This window comes from Kribbella sp. NPDC004138, from assembly GCF_053603655.1.
In genome coordinates this window covers 115,584-141,905 of record NZ_JBSGFZ010000026.1, presented here as the reverse complement: position 1 = coordinate 141,905, position 26,322 = coordinate 115,584, and the positions used below count along the sequence as shown (strand labels likewise).

Genomic DNA, 26,322 nt, shown 5'->3' with positions numbered 1-26,322 from the left:
ACGCCTCAGCGCTTGGGCTGCTCGCTCAGCTCCGAGCGATACGCGCGGAACGCGTCGATGGACGCCGTCAGATAGCGCTTGACGACCTCGAGCTCGGCGGGCGTGAACTCGCTGGTGGCCGCGCGGTGATGGGCTCCCAGCGGCGTGAAGAACCGGCCGGCGAGTTCGCGGCCGGGCTCGCCGTACCGCAGGATCACCCGGCGCCGGTCGGCCGGGTCGCGTTCCCGCTGGACGTGGCCGGCACGTTCGAGCCGGTCGAGCAGGGTCGTCACGGACCCGGTCGTCAGTCCCAGTTCGGCGGCCAACTGGCCGGCCGTCAGCGGCCGGCCACGCTCGCCGGCGACGAGGATCCGCACCAACGCCTCGACGTCGGTGCCGTGGACGCCGTGCCGCTGGGCGAACACGTGCGCGATCCGCTGCCCCTCCGCGACGAGCATCTGCACCAGGCCGACCAGGTCGTCCTGTGGGGGCCGGGACTTGCGCTCCACCACCTCCACCTCCTAATGTCTTGGAAATCAAGATACTTGATCATCGAGTTTTCTAGGTCTCGTTGGGAGTCACTGTGCCAGGTCCGGCCCGGTTGGTGCGCAGTCGGCGCACGGCCGCCTTCGTCGTCCTCGTGGCCGTCCTGCTGGCGGCCGCGGCGTTGCTGCTGCCCAGCCCGGGCGAGGCCGCGCCCAGATCCGCGACGGGTCTGTCGACCGCGGCCGAGTCCGCGCAGGTCGAGCAGCTTCGCGCGCAGCTCCCCCAGGCCGACGGTTCCGCCGCGCTGATCGTGTTCAGCCGGTCCGACGGCGGCTCGCTGACCGCCGCCGACCGGTCCGCGGCGCAGGCCAAGGCCGCCTCGGTCGGCGTGCGGGCCCCGTTGCAGGTCCCGGAGAACGGGCGCGTCGCACTCGCCGTACTCCCCCTGTCGGAGCGCGACGACGCCGCGATCGCCACAGCCGTCGACCAGTTGCGCGAGAAGCTGCGCGATCTGCCGTCCGGCCTGGAGACCGCCGTCACCGGTCCCGCTGCCTTCACCACCGACCTCACCAAGGTCTTCGACGGCGCCGACAGCAAGCTGATCATCGTCACCGCCGCAGTGGTCGCGCTGCTGCTCCTGCTGACGTATCGCAGTCCCGGCCTGGTGCTTCTTCCACTGATCGTCGTCGGGCTCACCGAGCAGGTCACGACCAGCCTGTCCGACCAGGTCCTGTCACGCCTCGGGATTCCCGGCGGCGGACAGGTCACCGGGATCGTCAGCGTGCTGGTCTTCGGCGCCGCCACGGACTACGCACTGCTCCTGATCGCTCGGTACCGCGAGATCCTCCGGCACGAGGAGCGGCCGGGCTACGCCATGGCCCTCGCCGTACGCCGGGTCGCCGAACCGATCCTGGCCAGCGGCGGCACCGTCATCGCCGCACTTGCTCTGCTGTTGCTCGCGAGCACCGAGACGCTGGTCGGGATCGCGATCGGATGCATCATCGGTATCGCCCTCGCGATGGTCGCCGGGCTCGTCGTCCTGCCCGCGGTCCTGGTGCTGTTCGGACGGAAGGTGTTCTGGCCGTTCGTGCCGCGGGTGGGTGACCCCGCGACCGAGGGCAAGCTGTGGGGCCGCCTCGGGGCGGTTGTCGCGCGCCGGCCGGCCGTGGTGCTCGTGCTGTCCACTCTGGTTCTCGCCGGGCTCGCGCTCGGCACGTTCGGCGTCCGCACCGGTCTCGCGCAGAACGAGCAGTTCCGGGTCGAGCCGGAGGCGGTGCGCGGCGCGAAGATCCTGGCGGAGGCGTTCCCGGCCGGCTCCACGGAGCCGCTGACGGTGATCGGTCCCGCGCAGCAGGCATCCGCGGTGGCGGCGTCGATCAAGGACGCACCCGGCGTCGCCGAGGTCCGGCCGGGCGCCCGCAACGACCAACTCGCCTCGTACGACGTGGTGCTGACCGCCGAGCCGGGAAGTCCCGAGTCCTTCGCCGTGGTCCGGGACCTCCGCGAGCGGCTCGACCAGGTCGGGACGGACGTCCTGGTCGGCGGGGGCGCGGCCGAGACCCTCGACGCGAACGAGGCCGATCAGCGTGACCGGCTGCTGATCATGCCGCTGATCCTGCTGCTGGTCGGGGCGGTCCTGGTGGCCGTACTGCGGTCCGTGCTGGCACCCGTGCTGTTGCTGCTGACCGTCATCGCGTCGTTCTTCGCGAGCTTCGGGGCCAGCTGGCTGCTGTTCGACCATCTCCTGGGGTTCCCGGCCCTCGACGGACAGGTCATCTTGCTGTCGTTCCTGTTCCTCGTGGCGCTCGGCGTCGACTACAACATCTTCCTGACCACGCGGGCTCGCGAGGAGGCGCGGACCACGAGCACCCGGGAAGGCATGCTGACCGGGCTCCGGGTGACGGGCGGCGTCATCACCAGCGCCGGGCTGCTGCTGGCGTCCGTCTTCGCGGTGCTCGGCGTGCTCCCGCTGATCACGCTGACCCAGGTCGGGGTGATCGTCTGTGTCGGCGTCCTGCTCGACACCCTGCTCGTCCGCACGGTCGTCGTCCCGGCGCTGGCCTTCCTGCTCGGCGACCGGTTCTGGTGGCCGAGCAGGTCCGGGCAAAAGGTGCCTACGGCAACATCATGAGCGGCGCTCAGGTCCAGGACGTGGCGAACAGGAAGCTCGCCAGCGGATAGTCGCGCAGCGCGCGGGTCAGTTCGTCCCGGAGGCCGGTCGCCAGAGCCGGTGGCAGCCGACGGAACTCGAGCAGCGCCGTGACCCAGCCCGCGGTCTGTGAGATCGGACGCGGGTCAGTGGTCAGCAGCGCTGCCCAGACCGCGTGCAGCAACTGCTCGATCGAGTCCTTGACCAGATCCGGGTCCAGATCGCACGCCGGTCCCGGCCATCTCGACGTCAGGTCGGCGATCAAGGCCGCGTGCGCCAGCTCGAGCGCGGCTTGTTCGGCCGCCGCGGCCTCGGGCAGCGGTTCCGCCCGCGGCACCACGGCGGGCATGGTCCGGATGACCTCGATCGCGTGGGCCGCGTCGGCGGCCCAGGCGGTCGCCCCGAGGCTGGTGGCCCGCAGGTCGTCGGTCCCGAACGCCGGCCCGCCGACCAGCACCGGGATGCCCGCGGCTCGCGACGCCTCGATGAAGCGTCGTGTGGTCGGCAGCGAGCCGAGGACCGAGCAGCTGACCGCCACCGCGTCCGGGCCGAGATCCTGCAGGTACTGACTCAGCCGCAGCGCCGGTGTCGACGCGCCGAGCAGCGTCGTCTCCCACCCATCGGATCGCAGCGCGCAGTCGATCATCATCGCCGCGAGCGCATGCCATTCGCGCTCGGCGCACGCCACGACGACCCGCCCCCGGACCACCGGCGTACGCCGTACTGCCCGTGCGATCGTCTCGGTCGCGGACATCGCCACCGCGGTCGCGGCGTGCTCGTCCGCCACCGACCACTCCCCGCGCTGCCACTTGTCGCCGACGACGCGCTGGGCCGGACCGACGACCTGGGTCAGCAACGCGATCGGGTCCACACCGTCCGCCAGCGCCGCATCCACGACACCGAGTGCGTTCGTGACATCGACCTTCGCCACGGCGTCCTGGAACGCCGTCAGGGTCGCTCCGAGATCGGTCGCGCTCATGCGGTCGTCCGCGCGCAGCCGACCGACACCACGGCGATGTCGTCATGAGCACGACCGGCGAGGTGCTCGACCACGTCCTGTTCGACGGCGGCGCAGACCACGTCGGGTGCGGCACCGGCGAGCCGGCCCAGCAGCTCGGCCAGCCGGTCGTCGCCGTAGAAACCGGACTCACCGCGGGCCTCCTCGACACCGTCGGTGTACAGCACCAGCTGATCGCCGGGCGCCAGCCGGACCGTGGTCGCGACGTACTGCGCATCGCCGACGACGCCCAGCACCGCGCCTTCCGCCTCGACGGCCTCGACCTCGCCGTCGGCGCAGACAAGCAGTGGTGGTGCGTGGCCGGCGGACGCGACCTCCACGACCAGGTCCCCGGCCTCAGGACTCTCTCCTGGGCGAACGCGCAGGCAGAGCAGTGTGATGAAACGCTCCGACGTGTCGTCGTGGAAGACCGCGCTCAGCGCGCCCAGCAGAGCGCCCGGTTCGCGCTCGAAATGTGCCGCGGTCCGAAGGCTCTGGCGTGCTCTGCCGGTCAGGACCGCGGCATTCACGCCCTTGCCGCAGACGTCGCCCAGGGCGATCAGCCAGTCCGCCCCCGCGCGGAAGACGTCGTAGAAGTCACCGCCGATGTCGAGCTGCTCGGCAGCCGGCCGATAGCGCGCCCCGAGCACGGCACCGGGCACGTCCGGCAGCGGCGGTGGGACGAGGCTGTCGTGCAACGCCGACGTGATCTCGCCACGCTGTTCGTACAGCCGTGCGGAGTCCAGCGCCAGCGACGCCCGGGCGGCGATCCGCTCGGCCAGTGCGATGTCGTCCGAACCGAATCCGCGCCCCTGCCCGCGCACCATGATCAGCGCGCCCAGCGTCGCGCCGCGCGCGGTCAGGCCGATGGCGAGTACGTCCGCCGGGCGCAGCGACGCAGCCTCGTGCCGCAAGACCGAATGCGGGATGAGCGCGGACAGGCCGTCCTCGACCCCCGCGGCGACATGCAAGAGCTCCCGCATACCGGTCGTCAGCACCCGCCCGAGAGCTGTGCCGGCCACACGCCGCCGCGACACAGTCAGCTCGGCCGTCACGTCGCTGCCCCCGAACAGCTGGAGACCGGCGCCCTGCGGACTGGCGAGCGCGACCACCGCCCAATCGGCGACCTCCGGGCGTACCCCGTCGAGGAGCTGCAGGACGGAGCGCCGCAGGTTGAGCGAACCTGCCATCGCCAGCGCGATGTCCTCCGCGAGCTCTGGCCGGGCCCCGGTCGTTGCCGGTGCGGGTCCGGTGCCGGTGGTGTCCTCAGCCTTGATCATCGGTCACCGAGCCAGTGGCCGGAACCGTTGAAACGACCGCTTCGACCGCCTGGTCGACCGTCTCGTGGACGGCGAACACCTTGTGCAGTTTGGTGACCTTGAAGATCTTGTGCACCCGCGGGCTGGGCGCCGCCAGGACCAGGGCGCCGTCCCGCGCCGCCGCTTCCTTGTGCGCGCCGACCAGGACGCCGAGGCCGCTGGAGTCCATGAACTCGACCCCGCTCAGGTCGAGCACGATCGGGCGTGGTCCGAGCTGGGCCTTCAGGCCGGCGGTGAGCACCGGCGCACTCTCCAGGTCGAGGTCGCCCACGACCCGGACCATCACGTACGACCCCGCATCGATCGTGGCGAGGACGAGTTCGGCACCTTCATCGAGCATGACAGCAGCAGCTTCCTGCCGGGCACCTGGCAACGGACGACGCAGGCAACCCGACGGCTCAACGCGCGCGAAGGCGCGGGCCAATACTCGGCTGCTGGCTAAACCGATGACCTCGCCTACAACTATCACCGCCACCCGGCGCGGGCAACCTGACACACCTGCATCCGGCGACCGGCCGCCGTGATCGCGACTGTCCGCTCACGACCGTGTACAGGGAGCGGGCAGGGTCAGCGGGAGACCGGCAGGTCGCGGTCCTCGATGACCCGGCGGGCGATCTCGGGCAGCTTCACGTTGTACTCCAGCGAGATCCCGCTCAGCACCTCGTACGCCTCCCGGCTGTCGATGCCGTAGCGCTCCATCAGCACCCCGAGGCTCGAGCTGACCAGGCGGTGCGTCTCGATCGACGCGTGCAAGCGGTGCTGGTACCACAGCGATTCCATGGCGACAGCGACATGGGTCGAGAACGGCCTGACGTACGTCAGGTCGGTGACCGTGCCGGGCCAGTACAGCGACAGCACACCGACGGCCCGCCCGCGGCCCGGGATCAACGGGACGTGCGTGACGCGCCTGGCATCGCGTACGTCGGCGGACACGGGCTCGGCCGCCTCGAGCGAACGCCGCAAGGCACCGGCCGGCGCCGACGCGTCGTCGCGGAGCAGATCGGCTGCCGGACCGGCCGTGTCGAGGAGCGCCGCGTCGCGGCCGAGCGTGGCGACGCCGACCAGTGGGCAGGCGAAGAACGTCGCTGCCAGCTCGGCTGTCACTGTCAGTAGGTCGGTCGTGTCCCGGGCGGACTGGAGCCGCAACGCCACGTCGGCGAGTTCTGCCGCCTTACGGCGCACGATCTGCTCGTCGTCTGTTCGCAACGGACTCCCCATCGGCAACGTGGACCGGCGGGCGCCAAGTCCTGGTCTGGATCGTCGGGATCATAGGCGATCCGTCCCCCGCAGGCCGCCGGTCCGGGCACTTTCCGGCCGGTGGGGCCGCGCTGGGCACGGTGGCCCGGAAGACGCACAATGAACCCACCGGTCGGCGCCGCCGACCATTCGAGTCGAGGGTACTGCGATGGAACTACCGGAGTTGGCCGACCTGATGACCACGGTCGCCGACACATTGCGAACGCCGGTCACGGCCGAGGATTCGCTCGACCTGATCACCTCCAGCGTGGCCGCGTCGATCCCCGGCATCACGGGCGCCAGCATCTCGGTGACCAGCACCGACGGCACGATCGAGACGCTCGCACCGACCGATCCGCTCGCGGCCGAGGTCGACCAGTTGCAGTACGACCTGGGTGAGGGGCCGTGCCTCGACGCGGCGCTCAGCGAGCCGGTCGTGCAGGTCGACAACCTGGGAACCGACGACCGATGGCCGCAGTACGGTCCGAAGGCCGCCGCCCTCGGGATGCACTCGCAGCTCTCGTTCCAGTTCCGGGCCGCGCCGCGGGTCCGCGGCGCGCTCAACCTGTACGCCGACAAGCCGCAGGCCTTCGACGCCGACGCCCACTACATCGCGGGCATGTACGCCGACTGGGCCGCCGTCCTGCTGGGCTGGAGCCGGCAGGAGTCGACGATGACGGAGGCGCTCGAGAGCCGGACCACGATCGGCACCGCCATCGGGATCCTGATGGAGCGCTACCAGCTCGACGCGAACCGGGCCTTCACGTTCCTCGTCCGGACGTCGCAGACCGGCAACGTCAAGCTCCGCGAGGTCGCGGCCGGGGTGGTCCGGGACACCGCCAAGAAGGCGCGAACCTAGCTGAGGTAGGGGTTGCCGGCGCTGGTCCACTTCACGACGCCGGTGTACGCCTGCCGTTTGTTCGAGTCCTTCACCCCGTTGCGGTTGGCGTCGACGTACGCGTGGAACGCGATCCGCGTGGTCCCGCCGACGTTCAGCACGGTCGCTCCGCCGGGACCGCAGAGCCGGGTCGAGGTGGTCGTCATCAAGGTCTTCACCCGTGTGAAACGCCCGCCCCAGAAGGTGTTCGCGGACCATACGTCGGTGTTGTACGAGCAGTTGACGTAGTCACCGCGCGAGGCGAACAACCACACCTTGCCGCCGTGCGCGATCACCGACGGGCCTTCGATCCTGGTCGAGCTGACGATCTTCGCGATGCTGTTGCCGACGACCCGCGTACCGGTCTGGGTGTCCATCTGCACCGCGCGGATCTGGAAGCCGGACGCGTTGCGGTAGTCGCTCTTGTAGATCAGGTACCGCTTGCCGTCCTTGGCGCGGTACGCCGCCGGGTCGATCGCCTCGTACCCGCGCGAGACCCACGGCGAGCACACGACCGGCTTCGCACCGGGTGTGTAGTTGCCCGCCGGTTGCCGCGAGGTCGCGACGCCGATGCAGTGCACGTGCCGGGACGCGGACTCGCCGGTGAAGTACATGACGTACAACGCGCCGCGGCTGTCCGAGCTCTGGAAGACCTCCGGTGCCCACAGCAACGGCTTGCTGTGATCGACCCAGGCCGGGATCGCCGCCATCGACTTGTGGACCGCCGACCAACCGCTGCTCGTCGTCCAGCGCGCGCCGTAGCCGGCGCCGGTCCGGAACAGGTAGTACTTCGAGCCGAAGTGCGCGAATCCGGGGTCGGCGAACTCCTCGGTGCCGACCCGGCGCACACTGCTCGGCCCGGCCGCCTCGGCGACACCCGCCGGCATCAGCGTTGCGCACAGACTGGCGGCGATACCTAGGACAAGTGGCGTACGGCGCATGCGAACTCCCGTGGGCGTCGGGGTTGTCAAGGTGCTGCAATGTACCCCGGCCACCGGGCCACCTTCAGCGACACCAAGCCGAACCCGCCGTCTGTGACGAACAGGCCCAGCTGCCCAAGCCCCACGTCGTACCGGCGGAAACTCAGCGCGACCCGGTTGTCGACCACGACCTGACCGGTCGTCCCGTCCAGCAGAACCTGCACCGTATGCCGGCCAGGCGGCAGCGGACAGGCTCGCTCGAGCTCCACGACGTACGGCACGTCGCCGCGAACCTGCCACTGCGCAGGGCCGGTGCGGCCGCGGGGCCAGTGATCCATGACCAAACGGTTCGCCTGTGGCTCCAGGCGGACGATCGTCGCGTCCTCGCCGTCCGACCCGGCATGCAGCAGCAAGCCGAACGACTGCGTACCGGGATCGACGTCGACGGTCAGTGTGATCAGGCACCGCTCGGGAACGGGTTCAGCGATCCAAGCGGCGTACCGGTCGATCGCGCCCTGCCCCGGCACGGCGTCCGCGCCGTCGAGCGGCGACACCTGCACATCCTGTACGTCGCCGTGCGCCGCGACGACCTCACGCGGGAACCCGAACGCCAGCGTGCCGTCGTCCTCCTGATGCGCCTCGAGGACAGCGAGGTCGCCGGCCCACTGCCACGGGCCGGTGTCCGAATCCCCTTGTTTCGTGGGGATCCAGCCGACGAAGAACCGCCGTCCGTCGTGTTCGACCGATTTGGCTGCGTAGAACGCTCGTCCGTCGACGGTGTCGCGTGCCGGTGCGAGCCACGGCCCGTCGGGACCGCGCGCGATCCGGTAGCGCGTCTGGAACGCGTCGGTGAACTCGGAGTAGACCAGGTACCACCAGTCGCCCCACTGGAACACGTCCGGGCACTCCTGGGTGATGAACCGGTGCGGCTCCCACAGCGGCTCCGCGAGGTCCCACTTCTCCAGATCGGTCGACGTCAGCCGCGCCACCACACCGCACCGGCGATCGGGCGCAGCGGCGTACCGCGCAGCGAGCACCAGCTGCCAGGTTTCACCGACCCGGTAGACGAACGGATCACGCCAGTCCTGTGGCACGAAGCCTTCCGGCGCACCGAAGGACAACGCGGGGTGCTTCGTCCAGCGCGTCGGATCACCGTCGCTGACCGCGTGACAGACCACCTGGAACGAGCCGCCCGCATCGCCGCGCCGCGGATTGTGGCCGGTGTAGAACAGATGCAGCCGGTCCCCGTCGGCGACCACACTTCCTGTGTAGCAGTCGAAGTCCTCGTCGTCGCGACCACCGGCCGGCAGAACGACGCCGTGGTCCGTGTACTGCACGAAATCCGTTGTCGACAGCAACGCCCAGGGCATCCCACCCTCCTCTGCGGTCGGGTCGTCGGGGCGCTCGTCGAGCAGGTAGAACAACCAGATCCGCCCGGCGTGGCCGAACGGGATCACGTCACCGACGAAGCCCGACGGCGGGCGCCAGTGGATCATTGCGGCGTCCCGCGCCGGCGCCGGCGCGGCGGATCGCCGACCGAGTCGCGCTCGATCAGCTCGCAGTCGACGATGATCCGCTCGGGGGCCTCGTCCGGCGGGGACAGCACCAGCTCCCCCGCGCGGCGGCCGAGCATCAGGTGCGGCAGTGCGGCGGTGGTCAGCCCCGGGCGGACCTGGTCCGCGACGTCAGGCTGGTCGTCGAAGCCCACGATGCTGATGTCGCGCGGGCACTCCAGGCCGAGCGCGTGCGCGGCGAGCAGCGCACCGATCGCCATCCGGTCGTTGCCGCACACGAGCGCGGTCGATCCGTGCTCCGGCACCACCTCGGTCGCGAGGTCGTACCCGGAGCCGATCTGGTAGTTGCCGTACCGGTGGACGAGGTCGGCCGGCCGCAGACCGGCCGCGCGGGCGGCGTCGTCGAAGCCGCGGCGGCGCTCCTTGCAGGCGTAGTCGTTCCGCATACCGCCGAGGAAGGCGACGTCGCGGTGCCCGCGGTCGAAGACCGATGCGGCCGCGGCGCGCCCACCAGCGTACTCGTCGGCGAGCAGGACCGTGTCGGCGTGCCCCTCCTCGGGCCAGCAGTTCACGAAGATCGTCCGGATCCCGTCGAGGCGCGGGCTGCGGTGCAACGGTTTCGGCGAGAGTGACGCGTACACGATCGCGGCGACGCCCTGCCCGACCAGACTCGCCACCGCGTCGTCGCCCTGCCCCGGGTCGTCGGTGGTGTCGACGACCATGCACACGTACCCGGCGGGCTGGACGACCTGTTGCAGGCCGAGCACGATCAGACCCGCATACGGCTGGGAGACGATGCCGCTCGTCACGACGCCGACCGTGAACGACTTGTTCGACCGCAGCAGCTGCGCGGCCCGGTTCGGGACGAACTCGAGCTCGGCCGCGGCCTCGAGGACGCGTCGCCGGGTCTCCTCGGCCACCGCGACGTCACGACGGTCGTTGAGCACGAACGAGACCGTCGGCTGGGACACCCCCGCACGTCGCGCGACGTCGGTCATCGTGACCCGTTTCGGCCGGCCGGCCGACTGCTTCGCCATGGTCCCCCTCTGCGCTGCGCGGCCTCGTCGCCGCCGTCATTTTCCTATCACAGATCGACCCAATACGTATTGCGTCACACCGTACACCGCTGCTACGGTCCCGGGTCAATACGTATTGGGCGGCCTTGCCGGGCTGCCCGAGCGGTCAAGGAGGAACCCAGATGACAGGTACTCGTCCGCCCGGCGGCGCGCTCGCCCGCCGTACTCTGCTGAAGGCCGGAGCCGGTGGCCTCAGCCTGGCCGCACTGGCCGATCTGGCCGCCTGCGGCAAGGACGGCGGCAGCTCGCCGAAATCGCTGAAGATGCTGTACTTCGGTGAGCAGGCCGCGGCCACCCAGCTGCAGAACCGCCTGCAGCCGCAGATCGCCAAGCTCGACGCGAGCATCAAGTTCGAGATCTCGGCCATCAACGGCACCGACTGGAACGACTTCCTGGCGAAGGTGCTGACCCAGATCGCCGCCGGGACGCCGCCGGACATCATCAGCGTCGCCACCGAGGGCCTGCAGCTGATGGCGTCGAAGGAGCTCGCGGTCCCGCTCGACGACTACGTCACCAAGGACCTCGACGCGCTGAAGGAGTACTTCGCCGACATCCACCCGGCCCTGGTCGAGTCGATGATGTACCAGGGCCACCTGTGGGAGCTCCCGGACAGCTTCAACGCCGGAAATATGTTCTACAGCACCGGCCTGTTCCAGCGCGCCGGCGTCGTACCGCCGAGCGAGAACTGGACCCTCGACGACTTCGAGGCGGCCGCGACCAAGATCGCGAAGTTCCAGGGCGTCAACGCCTTCGGCTGGGTGGTCCGGCTGTGGGGCAGCTGGACGTCGTTCATGTACGCCAACAACGCCAACCTGCTCGAGGAGGGCAAGTACGACGGCGGCGACTGGCTGTGGAACAAGGCGTACGCCGGTGACGCGGCCGCCGCGGGCCGCAAGGGCGGCTGGAAGTGGGGCGCGCCGACCGCGAACTCCGAGGCCACCGTCGAGGCGCTGAACTACATGATCGAGCTGACCAAGAAGGGCCTGTCGCCCTCGCCCGACGTCGGCGGGGGCGGCACGCTGCAGGGCCTGTTCGCATCGAACCGGATCGGGATGTCGATCGGCGGCGGATTCTGGGCCGGCGGCCTGACCAACGCCGGGATGAAAAACGGCAGCTTCGACGTCACGATGTTCCCGAAGTGGAAGAGCCAGCGGCACCTGTTCGGCGCCGGCGGGTACGCGATCTTCAAGTCGTCGAAGAAGAAGGACCTGGCCTGGGAGGTCCTGAAGCTGCTGGTGAAGCCGGAGACGTTCGACCTGGTGTTCCCGGGCAACGTCACCACGCCCGGCCGCAAGTCCCTGGTGACGGCCGCGCGGTACGCGAAGACCGGCCCGAAGCACTGGTCGGTCTTCTACGACACGCTGACCAAGCACCCGGACACCGCCCCGATCCCGGCGCCGCCGTACTACAACGCGCTCGCGACCGCGCTCAACCAGCGCACCACCGAGGCGATCTCGTCCGGCAACGCCAAGGCGGCGCTCGACGGGTTGCAGTCCGACCTCGAGAAGGCTGCGGGGGCCGGCTGATGACTGCCGTCACCGCGGAGGTACGGCGGACGGCGGTGAAGCCGCGCAGCCACCCGAGCTCGTACGGGGAGACGCGGTTCGGGTTCGCGATGATCGGGTTGTCGGTGCTGTTCGTCGCGGTCTTCACCGCGATCCCGATCGTCGCGTCGCTCGGCCTGTCGTTCTTCTCCTGGGACGTCATCTCGTCGCCCGAGTTCGTCGGGCTGGAGAACTACCGGCGGCTGTTCACCGACGGACCGGTGCTCAAGTCGTTCGGCGTGACGCTCGGCATGGCGCTCGCGATCGTCGTCCTGCAGCTGACCGTCGGGCTGGGGCTCGCGGTCCTGGTCAACCAACGTCGGCTGATCTGGGTGCGGACGGTGTTCCGAACCGCGTTCTACCTTCCGCTGCTCGCGTCGACGGCGGCCGTGTCGATCTTCATGGGCTATCTGTTCGACTACAAGTTCGGCGTCGTGAACTACTACCTCGGCCTGCTCGGAATCCCGAACGTGCCATGGCTGACCAACGGATTCGCGGCCGCGACCACGATCGTGCTGATCGCGGTGTGGCAGCAGGCCGGGTTCACGTTCGTGCTGTTCGTGGCCGCGCTGATGTCGGTGCCGACCGACGTCCTGGAGGCGTCCCAGATCGACGGCGCCGGGCCGTTGCGGACCTTGCTGCGGATCAAGATCCCGCTGATCAGCCCGACGATCCTGTTCGCCGCGGTGGTTGCCCTGATCAACGCGATGCAGCTGTTCGACCAGCCGTACATCATGACCAAGGGCGGGCCGGGATCGGCGACCACGACGGTCACGATCGCGATGTACCAGAAGGGCTTCCAGAACCTGCAGTTCGGCTACGGCTCCGCGATCGCGATCGTGCTGCTGGCCGCGATCCTGGTGATCACCGGGCTGCAGTTCCTCGCGGCACGAAAGCTGGTGTTCTACCAATGATCCACTCCACCTCGACCCTCGCCCGGATCGGCCGCGGCACCGGCGTCGCGATCCTGGTGATCGCCGCGATGGTTGCCCTCGGCCCGTTGCTGTGGACGGTCACCACGTCGCTGCGGACACCGGCCGAGGCGTTCACCAACCCGCCGCAGTGGTTCTCGCTGCACCCGGACTTCTCCAACTACGGTGCGGTCTTCGACCGGATCCCGATCGGCCGGTTCTTCGTCAACAGCGTGGTCGTCACCGGGCTGATCGTGGTCGGCCAGACCATCACCTGCACGCTGTCCGGGTACGCGTTCGCGATGGTCAGCTTCCCGGGGCGCTCGGTGATCTTCGGGATCTTCCTGGCCACGATGATGGTGCCGCTGCAGACGATCATCATCCCGGTGTTCGTGATCGTCCGGTACCTCGGCCTGTCCGACAGCCCGTTGTCGCTGGTGGTCTCGGCGCTCGGCAGCGCGTTCGGCACCTTCCTGATGCGGCAGTACTTCCTGCAGATGCCCCGCGAGCTGGGCGAGGCCGCACGGATCGACGGCGCCGGGCATTTCCAGACCTTCCTGATGATCTACGCCAAGATGGCCGGCCCGGCGATCGCGACCCTCGCGATCCTGAACTTCTCCGGCTTCTGGGCGGAGTTCTACCGGCCGCTGATCTTCCTGCAGTCGCAGGACAGCTTCACGCTGCCGCTCGGCCTGGTCGGTCTGCAGGGCAATCTCGGCACCGGCTCGATCTCGGTCGTGCTGGCCGGTGTCGTGCTCGCGATCCTGCCGAGCGTCGTGCTGTTCGTCTTCGCCCAGAGGTACTTCATCGCAGGAATCACGGCAGGAGCTTCACGGTGACCCAGATCCAGTCCGCCCGATCGGCCGGCACGGTCGCGCATCTCCGTCCCGCGTTCCATGTCCGGCCGCCGCGCGGCTATCTCAACGACCCCAACGGCCCGATCGAGCTCGGCGACGACGTCCACCTGTACTTCCAGTCGCGGCCGGTACTCGACCTGCAGGCCCCGGTCGAGTGGGGTCATGCGACGTCGACCGACTACGTCCGCTGGACGCTGCACCGGCCCGCGATGGCGCCCCGGCCGGGCGGTCCGGACACCGACGGCTGCTGGTCCGGCAACACGGTGCTCGACGACGGCCGGATCCGGGCGTTCTACTCGGGCCGGGTCGAGGAGCGCCCGTACCAGTCGGTCCTCACCGCGGTGTCCGACGACGGCGGCGCGTCGTTCGGGCCGCCGCGCCAGGTGGTGCCCGACCCCGCCGACGGCGCGATCATGTTCCGCGACCCGTTCGTCTGGCGGGAGGACGGTTCGTGGTGGATGGCGGTCGGCGCCGGGTACGCCGGACGCGGCGCGAGCATCGCGTCGTACCGGTCGAACGATCTGGAGAACTGGACGGACGCCGGACCGCTCGCCGAACTGCCTCGCGGTGTCGTGGGCGGCGAGGACACCGGTGCCGCGTGGGAATGTCCGCAGATGCTGACGATCGACGGCCGGCGGATCGCGGTGGTCTCCTCGTGGTCGCCGGAGGGCGGTCCCGGCGAGGTGCTGTCGTTCGGCGTCGACGGGCCGCCGGCTCCACAGCGGGTCGATCACGGGACGAACTTCTACGCCGCGTCGGCCTTGCGCGACAGCCGGTTCGGCCCGCTGTTGTTCGGCTGGCTGACCGAGGGGCGCGACCGCCCCGGGTGGAACGACGACTGGGCGGGGGTGATCTCGCTGCCCCGCGTCGTCTGGCTCGGGGCCGATTCGTCACTCCGCAGCGCCCCGGTTCCGACGGTCGACTCGCTGCGCGTCGGCGATGGCTCACCCGCCGACGGGGCGTCGACCGGCGCGCAGTGCGAGATCGTCGTACCGGAAGGCTCCGGACAGGTCGTCATCCACTTCAGCGACCAGGAACGGCTCGTGATCGAGCTCGACGCGAACGCGCTGACGATCGACCGCAGCCAGGCCGGCCTCGACCGGCACGCCCACGGCGGGCGGATGCGGGTGACGGACGCCTTCGACCCGGCGTCGGACCGGCCGGCGGCACGGATCATCCTCGACGGCTCGGTGCTCGAGGTCTTCACCAGCGCGGGCAGGGTCCTCAGCACCCGCGTGTACCCGACCACCCCGCCCACGTGGGGTGTGGAAGCGCCGGCGACGGCGCGGATCTGGAAGCTGAGCTGGTGAAAACGACTGATGCCGCGCCGGTGAACCGGCGCGGCATCAGGTCTGTTCGGACTACTCGCCGACCAGCTGGTCGTAGTGGGTGGTGAGAGACACGTGGGTGACACCGTTGAACGTGGCCGGGATCTTGCCGTACTTCGTGATCGCGGTCGCGGTGCCGTTCGCCTTGCTCATCGCGTACTGGTCGGCGGACTGCGTGTTGTGGTCGGCGAACACGAGCAGCGTGCCGCCGCGGGTGCCGCAGCCCTGCGCGACGATGGATTCGTACGCCGCGAAGCCGCTGGAGCGGATCAGCTTCATGACCGGCTTGGCGCCGGCCGCCACCGGGATGTGCGCGGTCCACAGCGCGCCTGCCTTCGAGACCATCAGCAACGTGTCGTACGTCGCGGTCTCGCTGATGACCGTCATCGCCTTGAAACCGCCGAAGCCCGCGAGCGGGCCGAGCGCCTTGAAACCGGTGCCGACGATCGCGTAGCGGTACAGGCTGCCGTTGGTGTTCAGGCCGTACAGGTAGGCGTGCCGCGGCTGGGCGACGCTGTAGTTGGACGTGGCGATCGACGTGAAGCTGGTCCAGCCGTTCCCGACCTTCTTGAAGGTCGGCACCGGCGGCTTCTCCTCGTCGGTCGGCAGATACGTCGTGTGCCGGTAGAGGTTCCCGCCCTGCAGCAGCAGGCCGTAGTAGTAGAACTGGGTCTGCGAGGCGTTGGTCGCGAAGTACCAGGTCGCGTCCGCGCGGGTGCCGACGTACGGGAACGGCTCGAAGATGTCGGCGGTCGGCGGTGTCGGCGGCCGGTTCGGCGGCGTCGCGTCGATCTCCTGCATGGTGCCCGCCGCGGTGGGCACGCCGACCGCGCTGATGCACGGCGTGGCGGCGATCGCGGCCTTCGCGGACAGCGGCCGGGCGGTTCGTTCCGAGAAGTACGGCTTCGGGTCGGCCTGGCCGCTCGCTGCGGCCGGGGCGGATGCGGCCGCGGCCGCGAGCAGGCCCGCGCCGGCCAACGAGAGCGCAAAGCGCTGCAGTTTCATAGGAGTTCCCCCTCCAGTGTCATCTCGAAGAGCTCGAGATCGGCCGACTATAGCCGAGCCCAAGGTCCTTTGAATACAGGGTTGCAGCAAGCTGCACGCCTCAGACCCGGCGGCGGCGCGTGGCTGCCAGCAGTCTCCAGGGTCCCGGTGTACCCGGCGGCCACGGGCGCGGTGATGGTCACCGAAATGGCCGCCCCTTCGGGCAGCAACGCCGTACCGCATTGGACGGTGCCGGCCTCAGCCGTTGCCGGCAGCACCGCCCCGGACGGTCCCCGTTTTCCTGTCGGCAGTCGCGCACGCAACAGGCCACAGAGTAATCAACCAACTACTCGATGTCACCGGTATCCGTTGCCAACGGCCACTTCACTCGCGCGGTTCGACGCGCAGCGTGGTGGCTCTCGCCGCGGCGTTCGTGATCGCGCGGCTGGGCGATCCGTTGCCGTACTTGGCGAAATAGGCCGCGTCGATCCGATCGTCCGCCGTGTCGTCCGGCACGTAGCTGACCTCCCGAGTCGTCCCGTCCCACGCGATCGCACCTTCGTGATGCCGGCCGACCCCCTTGTACCAACCACCCTCGGCCCCGCGCACCGATCGCACGTACAGCTTCCTGTCGACGACGACGTGCCACACGATCGTCAGCGTGCGCAGCGATCCGTCCAGGCGGCGCCCGGCGACGCGGATCTCGCCGAGCCGGTCCAGGGTGTTCAACTCGTCAGCAGTCCAGGTACTCACGCTTTCGCCTCCACTGTGCGGGTCAGGCCTCGGGGATCGGGCGGCCGAAGGCGGTCAGGGTGATGTCCTCGGGCTCGGGGCCGCCGCGCTTGCCGGTTTCGAGGGTGTCGATGGTGGCGAGTTCGTCGGGAGTGAGTTCGAAGTCGAAGACGTCGAGGTTCTCGGCGATTCTCGCGGGCCTGGTCGACTTGGGGATGACCGAGCGGCCCTGCTGGAGGCCCCACCGGAGCATGACCTGGGCCGGTGACTTGCGGTGGGCGGCGGCGATGCTGCCGATGACGGGATCTTCGAGGGCGCTGACGTGGCCGCTGTCGCGGTAGAAGGTGATGCCGCCGATCGGCGACCAGGCCTGGTTCAGGATGCCGTGGTCGCGGTCGAACGCCTGGACCTCCCGCTGCTGGAAGTACGGGTGGATCTCCAACTGGTTCACCGCCGGGACCACGGTGGTCGCGTCGAGGAGCGCGCGGAGGTGGTCGACCATGAAGTTGCTGACGCCGATCGCGCGGACCTTGCCGTCGGCAAGGAGCTTCTCCAGGGCACGGTACGCCGCGAGCGTCCGGCCGAAATCGCTCGGCAGCGCCTGGTGGAGGATCAGCAGGTCGATCTGCTCGACGCCGAGCTTGCCCGCGCTCTTGGCGAACCCGTGCAGGGTTTCGTCGTACCCGTAGTCGCTGATCCAGATCTTGGTCTCGACGAACAGCTCGTCCCCGGCGACGCCGGAGTCGCGGATGGCTTCGCCGACCTCGCGCTCGTTGCCGTACGCCGCGGCGGTATCGATATGGCGGTACCCGAGATCGAGAGCGGCCGCGACGGCGGCACGGGTCTCGTCGGGCGGCGTCTGGAACACGCCGAGGCCGAGCGCGGGCATCTGGACACCGTTGTTGAGCGTCAGGGTCTGCATCAAAGAGTCCTTCGGAGGGGTTCGCGTACGGTCCAACTGGCGAGGAGGCTCAGTGCCTCCTCGGCAGGCGAGTCAGGGGGTGCGGTGTAGATGTTGACGCGCTGGCCGGGGTCACCGGCGAGCTCGAACGCTTCGTAGTCGAGCTCGATGTCGCCGACGACCGGGTGGTGGAAGCGTTTGCGGCCGGTGCGGTGGTAGCGGACGTCGTGGGCGGCCCAGCGGCGGCGGAAGTCCTCGCTGCGGGTGGACAGCTCGCCCACGAGGTCGGAGAGATCCTTGTCGTAGGGATCGCTTCCGGCCGCGGCCCGAAGGAACGCTACACAGTCGTTGGCTGCCTTGTCGTAGTCGACGAAGAACTCTGTCGCACTGGAGTCCAGGAAGCAGAAGCGGGCGCTGTTGGGCAGCCTGTGAGGCCCAGCCTGGTCGTACAGCGGGCTGTACAGGGCTCGGCCCAGATCGTTGGCGGCGAGGACGTCGAAGCGACTGTTCCGCAGGTACGCCGGCATCGGCATCTGGTCGAGAATGCGCTGGACGACTGGACGCACACGCTTCTTCCCCGGCGTACGGCGCGGCGCGCGAGTCGCGGCCGTGGCCGCCGTACGGACCAGGCGGTAGAGGTAGTCGCGCTCGGCCTCGTCAAGCTGCAGCGCGTGCACGAGACCGTCGAGGACGCTCTCCGAGACGCTGCCGGCGCTGCCGCGCTCCAGGCGGGTGTAGTACTCGACGCTGATGCCGGCAAGCAGGGCGACCTCTTCGCGCCGGAGGCCGGCTACCCGCCGGTTGGCGCCGTACACGGGCAGACCGGCCTGATCGGGGGTGATCCTTGCCCGACGGGTGGTGAGAAACTCCCGCAGGTCGTTGTTGACGGCCATACCTTCACGCTACGTCGTCGCCACGCTCCTACCAGACCCTGTCAGTACCCCTCTGATCAGGTGAGCGCGACGGGCGCCGCGGTTGCCTCTTGGAGTTCGGTGACGGTGACGTACGGGGCAAGTTCCACGACGGTGAAGGTCCCGTCGATGATGTCCAGGACGGCCAGGTCGCTCAGCTCGGCGGCCGCTCGGGCAGCCATCTGATCACGCGTCCACGGCACGTCGAACCTCCCGCGGCCGGGTCGTACGTTTCTCGATCGACTTCCGGCCGGCCTGCTCCGCCGTCAGCGGTACGACGCGCTGCACGAAAACACCTGGCAGGTGGATCGCGTCGGGAGCGAGCTCGCCGACCTGCTCGGCCTCGACGATCGTCAGCCGGCCGGCCATCGCCGCGACCGGGTTGAAGTTGCGGGCCGAAGCGTGGAACACGCAGTTGCCGGCCCGGTCGGCGACTGCGGCGCGGACGAGGGCGACGTCGGTGACGATCGCCTCCTCGAGCACCATGTCGCGGCCCTGGATCGTCCGCACCTCCTTGGCCGGTGAGGCGACCGCGACGGTGCCGTCCGGCGCGTACCGCCACGGCAGCCCGCCCTCGGAGACCAGCGTGCCGACGCCGGTCGGGGTGAAGAACGCCCCGATCCCTGCTCCGCCCGCGCGCAGCCGCTCGGCGAGGGTGCCCTGCGGTGTGAGTTCGACGGTCAGCTCACCCGCGAGGTACTGCCGGGCGAACTCCTTGTTCTCCCCCACGTACGACGCGATCACCCGGCTGATCCGCCGGCGTTCGAGCAGCAGGCCGAGTCCGGCACCGTCGACGCCACAGTTGTTCGACACCACGGTCAGATCGCCGGCGCCCTGCTCCAGCAGCGCCTCGATCAGGAACCACGGGATCCCGGCCAGCCCGAACCCGCCGACCGCGACACTCGAACCGTCCGCGATATCCGCGACCGCGAGCGCCGGGGTGGCGACAACCTTGTCGAGGCTCATGAGCCGTCCTCCAGGAGATACGCGATGACGGCCTCCGCCACCGCCGGCGTACCGTCAGAGAGAACGAGTTCCGTGCACGCGACCTTCACCGGATGGCCTCGAAGATCGCGGCGAGGCCCTGACCACCGCCGATGCAGAGGGTTTCCAGGGCGTACCGGCCGTCGCGCCGGTGGAGTTCGCGGGACAGGGTGGCCAGGATCCGCGCGCCGGTGGCGCCGAGGGGGTGGCCGAGGGAGATGCCGGAGCCGTTCGGGTTCAGGCGCTCGTCGAGCGGGTCGACCTTCCACTCGCGCAGGCAGGCCAGGACCTGGGACGCGAACGCCTCGTTGAGCTCGATCAGGTCCAGGTCGTCGAGGGTGAGGTCGGCGCGCGCGAGGGCCGCGGCGGTGGCCGGCACCGGCCCGATCCCCATCACCTCGGGTCCAACACCAGCGACCGCCCACGAGCGCAGTGCCACGAGCGGGCGAAGGCCGCGGCGCTCAGCCTCCTTGCGGGTGGTGACGACGCAGACGGCGGCGCCGTCGTTCTGCCCGCTGGCGTTGCCCGCGGTGACGGTCGCGCCGGGGTCTTGTGCGAGCATGACCGGCCGAAGCGCGGCGAGGCCCTCGAGCGAAGTATCGGGACGCGGGTGCTCGTCGGCGGTGACGAGCGTGCTCGTACCGCGCCGGCCGGGAGCCTCCACCGGCACCACTTCGTCGGCGAACCGGCCTTCGGCCTGCGCGGCGACGGCGCGCTGGTGGGACCGCAGCGCGAACGCATCCTGCTCCGCACGGGAAATGCCGTACTCGCGGCGGACGTTCTCGGCCGTCTCCAGCATCCCGCCCGGCACCGGATGAAACTTGCCCCCGGCCGTTTCCCTGGCCCGAATCAGGCGGTCGCTCAGCTCCACACTGCCGCGGAGGCCGGTCCGCAGACCGAGCGCGTAGTGCTCGACCTGCGACATCGACTCGGTGCCGCCGGCAACAACCAGCCGAGCCGCGCCGGTAGCGACCATGCCTGCCGCGTACAGCACGGCCTGCAGGCCCGATCCGCAGCGGCGGTCGACCTGCACCCCGGGTACGCCGACGCCGAGGCCCGCATCGAGGGCGGCGATCCGCCCGATCGCCGGCGCCTCGCCGTTCGGGTAGCACTGGCCGAGCACGACGTCGTCGACATCACCTTCGCCCAGACCGGTCCGGCGGACGAGTTCGGTGAGAGCGGCTGTGGCGAGGTCGGCGGCCGACAGCGCGGCCAGCGCACCGCCGAAGCGGCCCACCGGGGTACGGATCGGTTCGCAGATCACCACATCGCTCATGCCCTCGACGGTAGGCCGCCAGGACCGATATGGAGAAATACTCATTTACGCTCGACTGAGACTCTGCCAGTATCAATCCCGTGGAGCTCCGTCACCTGCGGTACTTCGTCGCCGTCGCCGAGGAACGGCACTTCGGGCGCGCCGCCGCCCGGCTGCACATGGCCCAGCCGCCGTTGTCGCAGCAGATCCGCCGGCTGGAGAGCGAGCTCGGCCTGCAGTTGTTCCGGCGTACGACGCGACGCGTCGAGCTCACACCCGCCGGCGAGTCGTACCTGGTCCGGGCCCGGCAGATCATCGCGGCGGTCTCGTCCGCGGCAGGTGAAGCCCAGCGGGTCGCGGCGGGGCTCCAAGGGCGGCTGGTGATCGGCTGCGTGGGCTCGGCGACGTACAGCCTGCTGCCGCATCTGGTGCGGACGTTGCGCGAGGAGCTGCCCGACGTGGAGCTCGCCGTCCAGGGCGAGATGCTCGCCCCCGAACAGGCCCAGGCGCTCGTGGACGGGCGGATCGACCTCGGGCTGCTGCGGCCGCCGGTGGAGGACGAGTCGCTGCGGGTCGACGTACTGCGGGCCGATCCGCTGATCGTCGCCGTACCCGACGGTCATCGGCTGGCCGGCAGGCGCCGCGTGCGACTGGTTGAGCTGGCCGACGAGGACTTCGTGATCCACGCGGGCACCGGGCGATCGGTGATGCACGACACCGTGCTCGCACGCTGCCGGACCGCCGGGTTCGAGCCGCGGGTACGGCACGAGGTGGCGGAGACGTCGACGTTGGTGACCTTCGTCGCGGCCGGGCTGGGTATCGCGATCGTGCCCGCACCCGTTGCCGAGCTGAAGGTTCCCGGGGTCGCCTACCGCGCGCTCAGCGGCTCAGCGGCCGTCGAGCTGGCGGCCGCCACCCGAGCCGACGACGAAGCACCACACCTCGAGCGCGCACTGACGGTCCTCACAGGACTGGTTCAGTAGGTACGGCTGGCGACGCTCCCCTTGGACAGGCGACGTGGACCAGGCCGTCGGTAGGCTGACTCCTCAGGCCTGCGACGTGTAGGGGAGCCGCGGATGAGCAACACGACAACGGGCCAATCGAAGGACGACCGGGACTACGCGTGGCACCGTCACCCTGCCCTGCTCGCCGGGATCCCGGCCGTCGCGGCAGTCGTCGCCTCGGTTCTCACGATCGTCCTGGGCCAGGCAGGCGCCTTGCCGCAGAGCATCAATCCGGCACCACCGACAACCACCGTGACAAGCACAGCGACGAGCACGGTGACAAGCACCGTGACCAGCACAGTGACAAGCACCGTGACCCCGACGGCCGGCAGCACCGATCGTCCGTCCGGCAGCCCGGCCGCGGGCGGTGCCGGCTCCCTGGTCTGGAAGGAGAACATCAAGGTTCCAAACGGCTACGGCGTCGACGTCGACCAGCCGGGACCGGTTGTCAACCAGGACACTTTGACCATCGACGTCGGCGAGTTCAGGCCGATCGGTGGCGTTCCGTACGCGCAACTGGGACTCAGCGCCAAGGCAGGCGGCCTCGACCCCGGAGCACCGGCCACCTACGACGATTGCCTGAGCGCGCTGGGCACGGACGCGCAGCCGGAATCGTTCGCGGCCGGCAAGGGTACGGCGTTCTGCGTGCGCTCCGGTGGGTCGGTGAACCCGCACGTCGGCCTGTTCCGAGTCCAGTCGTGGAACGCGACCACCGGAAGAGTTGAGCTCGAGGTGACGGTCTGGACGACCAGCTGACCTACGTCGCCGCGAGGGTCAGTTCGACCTCGTTGCGGTGGAGGGTCAGTTGGCCGCCGGCGGCTTCGGCGCAGCGGCGGGCGATGTCCAGGCCCAGGCCGGTGGAGCCTCGGTCGCTGCGGCCGCGTTCGCCGGCGCCGAGGGGGATGCCGGGGCCGTTGTCGGCGACGACGATGCGTACGACGCCGGGCGCCCGGGTCAGAGTGATCCGCGCGGGCGTGCCGTCGGGGGTGTGGGCGACGACGTTCTCCACCAGGGCGTCGAGTGCCGCGCCGAGGTCCTCGGCGGAGGAGCGAACGGTTGCAGGCGTGTCCGGCAGGTCCAGCGCCAGCTCGCGGCCCTGGTCCTCGAACAGCGGCTCCCAGAATGCGGCCCGCTGACGAGTCACCTCGACCGCGTCCGAGTGCGGTACGCGTCCTTCGCGTTGCGGTCGACGGGCGGCGCTGATCACCGCGGTCAGCGTCCGTTCGAGACTGTTCACCTGGGTGTTCAGCTCCTCGGCGCTCTCCCGGTCCGGTAGCGCCTCGACCTGCAGACGAAGCGCGGTCAGCGGCGTACGAAGCCGGTGCGACAGGTCGGCGACCGCCTCACGTTCGACCGCGATCACCTCGTCGATCCGGTCCGCGAGTCCGTTCAGCGCGGCACCGACCTTCGCCACCTCAGCGGGCCCGGTCGTCGGGGCGCGGGCGTCCATGTCACCGCGGGCCAGGCGTTCCGCCGTACTCGCGGTCTCCTCCAGCGGACGCGCGAGCCGGCGCGACACCAGCTCGGCGCCGGCGATGCTGAGCAGCAGTACGAGCAGGCTGCCGCCGACGAGGAACAGGACCCGCGGCACCAGACCGTCGTACAGCTCCTCGGCGGTCAGGAAGACACAGACCGAGGCGGGCCCGGCCGGCGTACCGACGCCGACGTCCACCGCGAGACCGCCGTCGACGTCGCGGTAGTCCGCGTCGCCGAGCTTCGGCGGCCCTTTCCCGTCGTCGCCGTCCGGGTCGTCGCCGTACCCGGCCGGAACCTCCTTCGGCGTCGGCACCCCGCCGGGCGGCGGCTCGCCCAGCGTCGTACCGTCCGGCATCCGCACCGAGATCCGCCCCGGCTTGTCCGCCAGACCGTTGATGTACGCCGTGATGTCGTCGTTCGTGCGGCCCTTCTCGCCGACGTAGTACGCGACGCTCTCGGCCAGGTACCGCGCCTTGTCCTTGGACTCGTTGGCCGTCGTACTGCGGAGCAGGACCACCAGCGGTACGGCGAACGCGAGCACGACCAGCGTGGTCATGCCGACCGACAGCAGCAGGATGCGGCGGCGCATGCTCACCCGTCCACCGCGAGCTTGATACCGACACCGCGCACGCTGTGGATGAACCGTGGAGCGGCGGCCGTCTCGCCCAGCTTCCGCCGTAGCCACGAAAGGTGTACGTCGACGGTCCGGTCGCCGCCGCCCCACGGCAGCCCCCAGACCTCCGCGAGCAGCTCCCGCTTGGTCACCACGGCCCCGGGACGTCGCGACAACGCCAGCAGCAGGTCGAACTCCTTCCGGGTCAGATCCACCGCGGCGCCGTCCACGGTCACCTCACGGCTGCGCGGATCGATCCGCAGTCCACCGATCTCGACCGTCGTCTCGCCTTGCTGGTCGTGCCCGAGCCGACGCAGCACGGCGCGGATCCGGGCATCCATCTGCGCCGCGCTGAACGGTTTGATCACGTAGTCGTCCGCGCCCGCGTCCAGCAGCCGGACGACGCTCGCATCGTCGTCGCGCGCCGTCGCCACGATCACTGGCACGTCGCTGACCGCGCGCACCATCGCGAGCACGTCGCGCCCGTCGAGATCGGGAAGCCCGAGATCGAGCAACAGCACCTCCGGCCGCTCGCGCGCGACCGCGGCGACCCCGTCCGCGCCGGCCGCCACCGCCGACACGACATGGCCGGCCGCCGTGAGGGACTTCCCCAACGACGCCCGGATCGCGTCGTCGTCCTCGACCAGCAGCACCCGCGCCATGCCACCGAGCGTATCCTCCGCCCGCTCAAGGCAACCTCAAGCCGGAATCAAGCGGACGCCCACCACTCACCAACCTCCGGCCCGGCCGCTCGGCCACACCTGACGGCGCGATCCGCGCGGCCCGGACGTGGGGTTACTGAGTGGTGGAGGTCCGGGGCGGCTTCAGTCCGCTGGAGCGCAGCTCCAGGCGGGCGAGCCGCGCGATCACGTCCGCGTCGCCGTCGCGCCAGGCAGCGACCGGGTCGTCGGAGATCTTCGCGAGCTTGTGCATCGGCTGGTTCGCCATCGCCCGGAGCGCGAACAGGTCCAGATCCGCCGTGCTGTCGATGAACCGCTGCGCCGCCCCGGCCCGCCGCGCGAACCGGATCCGCCGCGGCACCCAGATCAGCACGGCGAACAGCACCGGCAAGCCGATCGTCACCGCCGCGAGCACGTACGCGAGCTGCTCCACCGCGTGCGCCTGGTCCCGCCCCGCCTGCGCCAGCTTCCCCGCGGCCCCGGCCGCGCCGTCGATCGGCGACCGCAACTGGTCCCCCACCGCCGGCACCTTCCCGATCGGCTCGGACAACCGCCGCAGATCCCCCGCCAGCCCGTCCCCCGCCTCGGCCGCCTTCCGCCCCGGCGCGCCCAGCGCGTCGGTCACCTGGAAAACGACCTGCCCCAGCTGCACACAAACCCACACCCACGCCACCAGCATCACATCGCCGACCACCTGCCCGAAACGCTTCGCCCCGGTGTCGGCATAGAGCTTCATGGGCGGCCTTCCGTGGGCTACAGGTTGCTGCGCAGGTTCCAGAGGAGCGGATAGTAGCGGAGGTCGAGGCGGCTGCGGAGGTAGGTGGCGCCGGAGGATCCGCCGGTGCCCGGTTTGGTGCCGATCATGCGTTCGACCATGACAACGTGGCGGGCGCGCCAGGCGGCGGCCAGTTCGTCGTGCTGGACGAGGGCCTCGGCGAGTTCCCAGACGGCGGCGTAGTGGGAGCGGTCGCCGGCGACCTTGCGGAGAGCGTCGCGGACGGCGTCCTCGGAGCCGGTGTCGAAGCCCGCCTTCCCGAGCACCTCGAGGTACGCGTCCCACAGCGTCGGCTCCTCCAGCCGGCGCCGCAGGCGGTCCTTCTCGGCGTCGGTCAGACCGCGGAACCGGCGGACGAACGACGGGTCCTTCGCGCCGGACAGGAACTCGACCTCGCGGAACTGCACCGACTGGAACCCGGACGCCGGCGACAACCGGTGCCGGAACTCGCCGAAGTCCTGCGGGGTCATCGTCTCCAGGATGTCCACCTGCTGCGTCAGGACCCGCTCGATCGTGTGCACCCGCCGCAGCAGGTGTTCGGCCAGCCACAGCTCGCCGGCGAGCATCGCGTCCCGGGACCCGGTCAGCTCGTGCAGGACCTGCTTGAACCACAGCTCATACACCTGGTGGATCGTGATGAACAGCAGCTCGTCGTGCGCCGGCGGGTCGGACTCCAGCCGCTGCTGGTCGAGCAGCTCGGCGAGCCGCAGGTAGCTGCCGTACGTCAGCCGCCCGCCTTCCTCGCCGAAATTCACGTCGACCCCGCCCCACTGCCCCGCCACGCCGTCACCAGTGCTCATGACACGGAGACTAA

At 70.1% G+C, this 26,322-nt stretch carries 27 protein-coding genes; 8 read left to right on the top strand and 19 right to left on the bottom strand.

Features of this window, described 5'->3' with window-relative positions; all coding sequences use genetic code 11:
• Window positions 1-5: 5 nt before the first annotated feature.
• A complete protein-coding gene (locus ACWEOO_RS32365) occupies window positions 6-488 on the bottom strand; it encodes a MarR family winged helix-turn-helix transcriptional regulator (protein WP_359935505.1) in 483 nt (160 codons plus the stop codon).
• Window positions 489-583: 95 nt separating this feature from the next.
• Here ACWEOO_RS32365 and ACWEOO_RS32360 point away from each other — a divergent pair, with 95 nt between their 5' ends.
• Window positions 584-2,596 (top strand): MMPL family transporter, encoded by a 2,013-nt coding sequence (locus ACWEOO_RS32360; protein WP_452146259.1) that lies wholly within the window; start codon window positions 584-586, stop codon window positions 2,594-2,596.
• A gap of 7 nt (window positions 2,597-2,603) precedes the next feature.
• Here ACWEOO_RS32360 and ACWEOO_RS32355 read toward each other — a convergent pair whose 3' ends face one another.
• The 4 genes from ACWEOO_RS32355 to ACWEOO_RS32340 form a co-directional block, all read right to left on the bottom strand.
• The gene (locus ACWEOO_RS32355; RefSeq protein WP_452146258.1) at window positions 2,604-3,593 is read right to left on the bottom strand and encodes a cobalamin B12-binding domain-containing protein; all 990 of its coding nucleotides are present in this window, start codon (window positions 3,591-3,593) and stop codon (window positions 2,604-2,606) included.
• Window positions 3,590-4,891, bottom strand: a complete 1,302-nt coding sequence (locus ACWEOO_RS32350; protein ID WP_452146257.1) for a PP2C family protein-serine/threonine phosphatase — start codon at window positions 4,889-4,891, stop codon at window positions 3,590-3,592. The genes ACWEOO_RS32355 and ACWEOO_RS32350 overlap by 4 nt, the downstream gene beginning before the upstream one ends.
• Entirely contained in the window at window positions 4,878-5,270 is a 393-nt protein-coding gene (locus ACWEOO_RS32345) for an STAS domain-containing protein (protein WP_452146256.1), read from the bottom strand. Before ACWEOO_RS32345 ends, ACWEOO_RS32350 begins: the two co-directional genes overlap by 14 nt.
• Before the next feature lie 227 nt (window positions 5,271-5,497).
• Window positions 5,498-6,136 (bottom strand): ANTAR domain-containing protein, encoded by a 639-nt coding sequence (locus ACWEOO_RS32340; protein WP_452146255.1) that lies wholly within the window; start codon window positions 6,134-6,136, stop codon window positions 5,498-5,500.
• A gap of 199 nt (window positions 6,137-6,335) precedes the next feature.
• Here ACWEOO_RS32340 and ACWEOO_RS32335 point away from each other — a divergent pair, with 199 nt between their 5' ends.
• Window positions 6,336-7,025, top strand: coding sequence for a GAF and ANTAR domain-containing protein (locus tag ACWEOO_RS32335; RefSeq protein WP_359935493.1), 690 nt, complete (start codon window positions 6,336-6,338; stop codon window positions 7,023-7,025).
• Here the strand turns inward: ACWEOO_RS32335 and ACWEOO_RS32330 are convergent.
• From ACWEOO_RS32330 to ACWEOO_RS32320, 3 genes are read right to left on the bottom strand one after another with little or no spacing between them, the layout of a single operon-like run.
• Window positions 7,022-7,984 (bottom strand): family 43 glycosylhydrolase, encoded by a 963-nt coding sequence (locus ACWEOO_RS32330; RefSeq protein ID WP_452146254.1) that lies wholly within the window; start codon window positions 7,982-7,984, stop codon window positions 7,022-7,024. The genes ACWEOO_RS32335 and ACWEOO_RS32330 overlap by 4 nt on opposite strands.
• Before the next feature lie 26 nt (window positions 7,985-8,010).
• Complete coding sequence (locus ACWEOO_RS32325; RefSeq protein ID WP_452146253.1) at window positions 8,011-9,459, bottom strand: glycoside hydrolase; 1,449 nt, start codon at window positions 9,457-9,459, stop codon at window positions 8,011-8,013.
• A complete protein-coding gene (locus ACWEOO_RS32320; protein ID WP_452146252.1) occupies window positions 9,456-10,514 on the bottom strand; it encodes a LacI family DNA-binding transcriptional regulator in 1,059 nt (352 codons plus the stop codon). The genes ACWEOO_RS32325 and ACWEOO_RS32320 overlap by 4 nt, the downstream gene beginning before the upstream one ends.
• Before the next feature lie 161 nt (window positions 10,515-10,675).
• On the opposite strand from ACWEOO_RS32320, the gene ACWEOO_RS32315 reads away from it, so the two are divergent.
• Genes ACWEOO_RS32315 through ACWEOO_RS32300 form a run of 4 tightly spaced genes read left to right on the top strand, consistent with a single transcriptional unit; the run spans window position 10,676 to window position 15,175 of the window.
• Window positions 10,676-12,079, top strand: a complete 1,404-nt coding sequence (locus tag ACWEOO_RS32315; RefSeq protein WP_452146251.1) for an ABC transporter substrate-binding protein — start codon at window positions 10,676-10,678, stop codon at window positions 12,077-12,079.
• The gene (locus ACWEOO_RS32310; RefSeq protein ID WP_452146250.1) at window positions 12,079-13,011 is read left to right on the top strand and encodes a carbohydrate ABC transporter permease; all 933 of its coding nucleotides are present in this window, start codon (window positions 12,079-12,081) and stop codon (window positions 13,009-13,011) included. Before ACWEOO_RS32315 ends, ACWEOO_RS32310 begins: the two co-directional genes overlap by 1 nt.
• Complete coding sequence (locus tag ACWEOO_RS32305) at window positions 13,008-13,847, top strand: carbohydrate ABC transporter permease (RefSeq protein WP_452146249.1); 840 nt, start codon at window positions 13,008-13,010, stop codon at window positions 13,845-13,847. Before ACWEOO_RS32310 ends, ACWEOO_RS32305 begins: the two co-directional genes overlap by 4 nt.
• On the top strand, window positions 13,844-15,175 hold the full coding sequence (locus ACWEOO_RS32300) for a glycoside hydrolase family 32 protein (protein ID WP_452146248.1): 1,332 nt from the start codon (window positions 13,844-13,846) through the stop codon (window positions 15,173-15,175). The genes ACWEOO_RS32305 and ACWEOO_RS32300 overlap by 4 nt, the downstream gene beginning before the upstream one ends.
• 51 nt (window positions 15,176-15,226) lie before the next feature.
• On the opposite strand, the gene ACWEOO_RS32295 is transcribed toward ACWEOO_RS32300, so the two are convergent.
• The 7 genes from ACWEOO_RS32295 to ACWEOO_RS32265 form a co-directional block, all read right to left on the bottom strand.
• Entirely contained in the window at window positions 15,227-16,198 is a 972-nt protein-coding gene (locus ACWEOO_RS32295; RefSeq protein ID WP_452146247.1) for a hypothetical protein, read from the bottom strand.
• 363 nt (window positions 16,199-16,561) lie between these two features.
• A complete protein-coding gene (locus ACWEOO_RS32290; RefSeq protein ID WP_452146246.1) occupies window positions 16,562-16,930 on the bottom strand; it encodes a DUF2255 family protein in 369 nt (122 codons plus the stop codon).
• A 22-nt stretch (window positions 16,931-16,952) separates the two neighbouring features.
• Window positions 16,953-17,831: an aldo/keto reductase gene (locus tag ACWEOO_RS32285; RefSeq protein WP_452146245.1), complete on the bottom strand. Its 879-nt coding sequence runs from the start codon at window positions 17,829-17,831 to the stop codon at window positions 16,953-16,955.
• Entirely contained in the window at window positions 17,831-18,703 is an 873-nt protein-coding gene (locus ACWEOO_RS32280; protein ID WP_452146244.1) for a helix-turn-helix transcriptional regulator, read from the bottom strand. The genes ACWEOO_RS32285 and ACWEOO_RS32280 overlap by 1 nt, the downstream gene beginning before the upstream one ends.
• A 56-nt stretch (window positions 18,704-18,759) precedes the next feature.
• A complete protein-coding gene (locus ACWEOO_RS32275) occupies window positions 18,760-18,903 on the bottom strand; it encodes a hypothetical protein (RefSeq protein ID WP_452146243.1) in 144 nt (47 codons plus the stop codon).
• Between the two features lie 4 nt (window positions 18,904-18,907).
• Window positions 18,908-19,687 carry a CoA transferase subunit A gene (locus ACWEOO_RS32270; protein WP_452146242.1) on the bottom strand — a complete coding sequence of 260 codons (780 nt, stop codon included), beginning with the start codon at window positions 19,685-19,687 and terminating at the stop codon, window positions 18,908-18,910.
• An 85-nt stretch (window positions 19,688-19,772) separates the two neighbouring features.
• Window positions 19,773-20,981, bottom strand: a complete 1,209-nt coding sequence (locus ACWEOO_RS32265) for an acetyl-CoA C-acetyltransferase (RefSeq protein WP_452146241.1) — start codon at window positions 20,979-20,981, stop codon at window positions 19,773-19,775.
• An 80-nt stretch (window positions 20,982-21,061) separates the two neighbouring features.
• Here ACWEOO_RS32265 and ACWEOO_RS32260 point away from each other — a divergent pair, with 80 nt between their 5' ends.
• Window positions 21,062-21,943 (top strand): LysR family transcriptional regulator, encoded by an 882-nt coding sequence (locus tag ACWEOO_RS32260; protein ID WP_452146240.1) that lies wholly within the window; start codon window positions 21,062-21,064, stop codon window positions 21,941-21,943.
• A 93-nt stretch (window positions 21,944-22,036) separates the two neighbouring features.
• Entirely contained in the window at window positions 22,037-22,720 is a 684-nt protein-coding gene (locus ACWEOO_RS32255; protein ID WP_452146239.1) for a hypothetical protein, read from the top strand.
• Window position 22,721: 1 nt separating this feature from the next.
• On the opposite strand, the gene ACWEOO_RS32250 is transcribed toward ACWEOO_RS32255, so the two are convergent.
• The 4 genes from ACWEOO_RS32250 to ACWEOO_RS32235 all read right to left on the bottom strand — a co-directional run bounded on the left by ACWEOO_RS32250 (window position 22,722) and on the right by ACWEOO_RS32235 (window position 26,308).
• Complete coding sequence (locus ACWEOO_RS32250) at window positions 22,722-24,029, bottom strand: sensor histidine kinase (protein ID WP_452146286.1); 1,308 nt, start codon at window positions 24,027-24,029, stop codon at window positions 22,722-22,724.
• 2 nt (window positions 24,030-24,031) lie between these two features.
• A complete protein-coding gene (locus ACWEOO_RS32245; protein WP_359935459.1) occupies window positions 24,032-24,715 on the bottom strand; it encodes a response regulator transcription factor in 684 nt (227 codons plus the stop codon).
• Between the two features lie 133 nt (window positions 24,716-24,848).
• Window positions 24,849-25,469 (bottom strand): hypothetical protein, encoded by a 621-nt coding sequence (locus tag ACWEOO_RS32240; protein ID WP_452146238.1) that lies wholly within the window; start codon window positions 25,467-25,469, stop codon window positions 24,849-24,851.
• A 17-nt stretch (window positions 25,470-25,486) separates the two neighbouring features.
• Complete coding sequence (locus ACWEOO_RS32235; protein ID WP_452146237.1) at window positions 25,487-26,308, bottom strand: tryptophan 2,3-dioxygenase; 822 nt, start codon at window positions 26,306-26,308, stop codon at window positions 25,487-25,489.
• Window positions 26,309-26,322 lie beyond the last annotated feature (14 nt).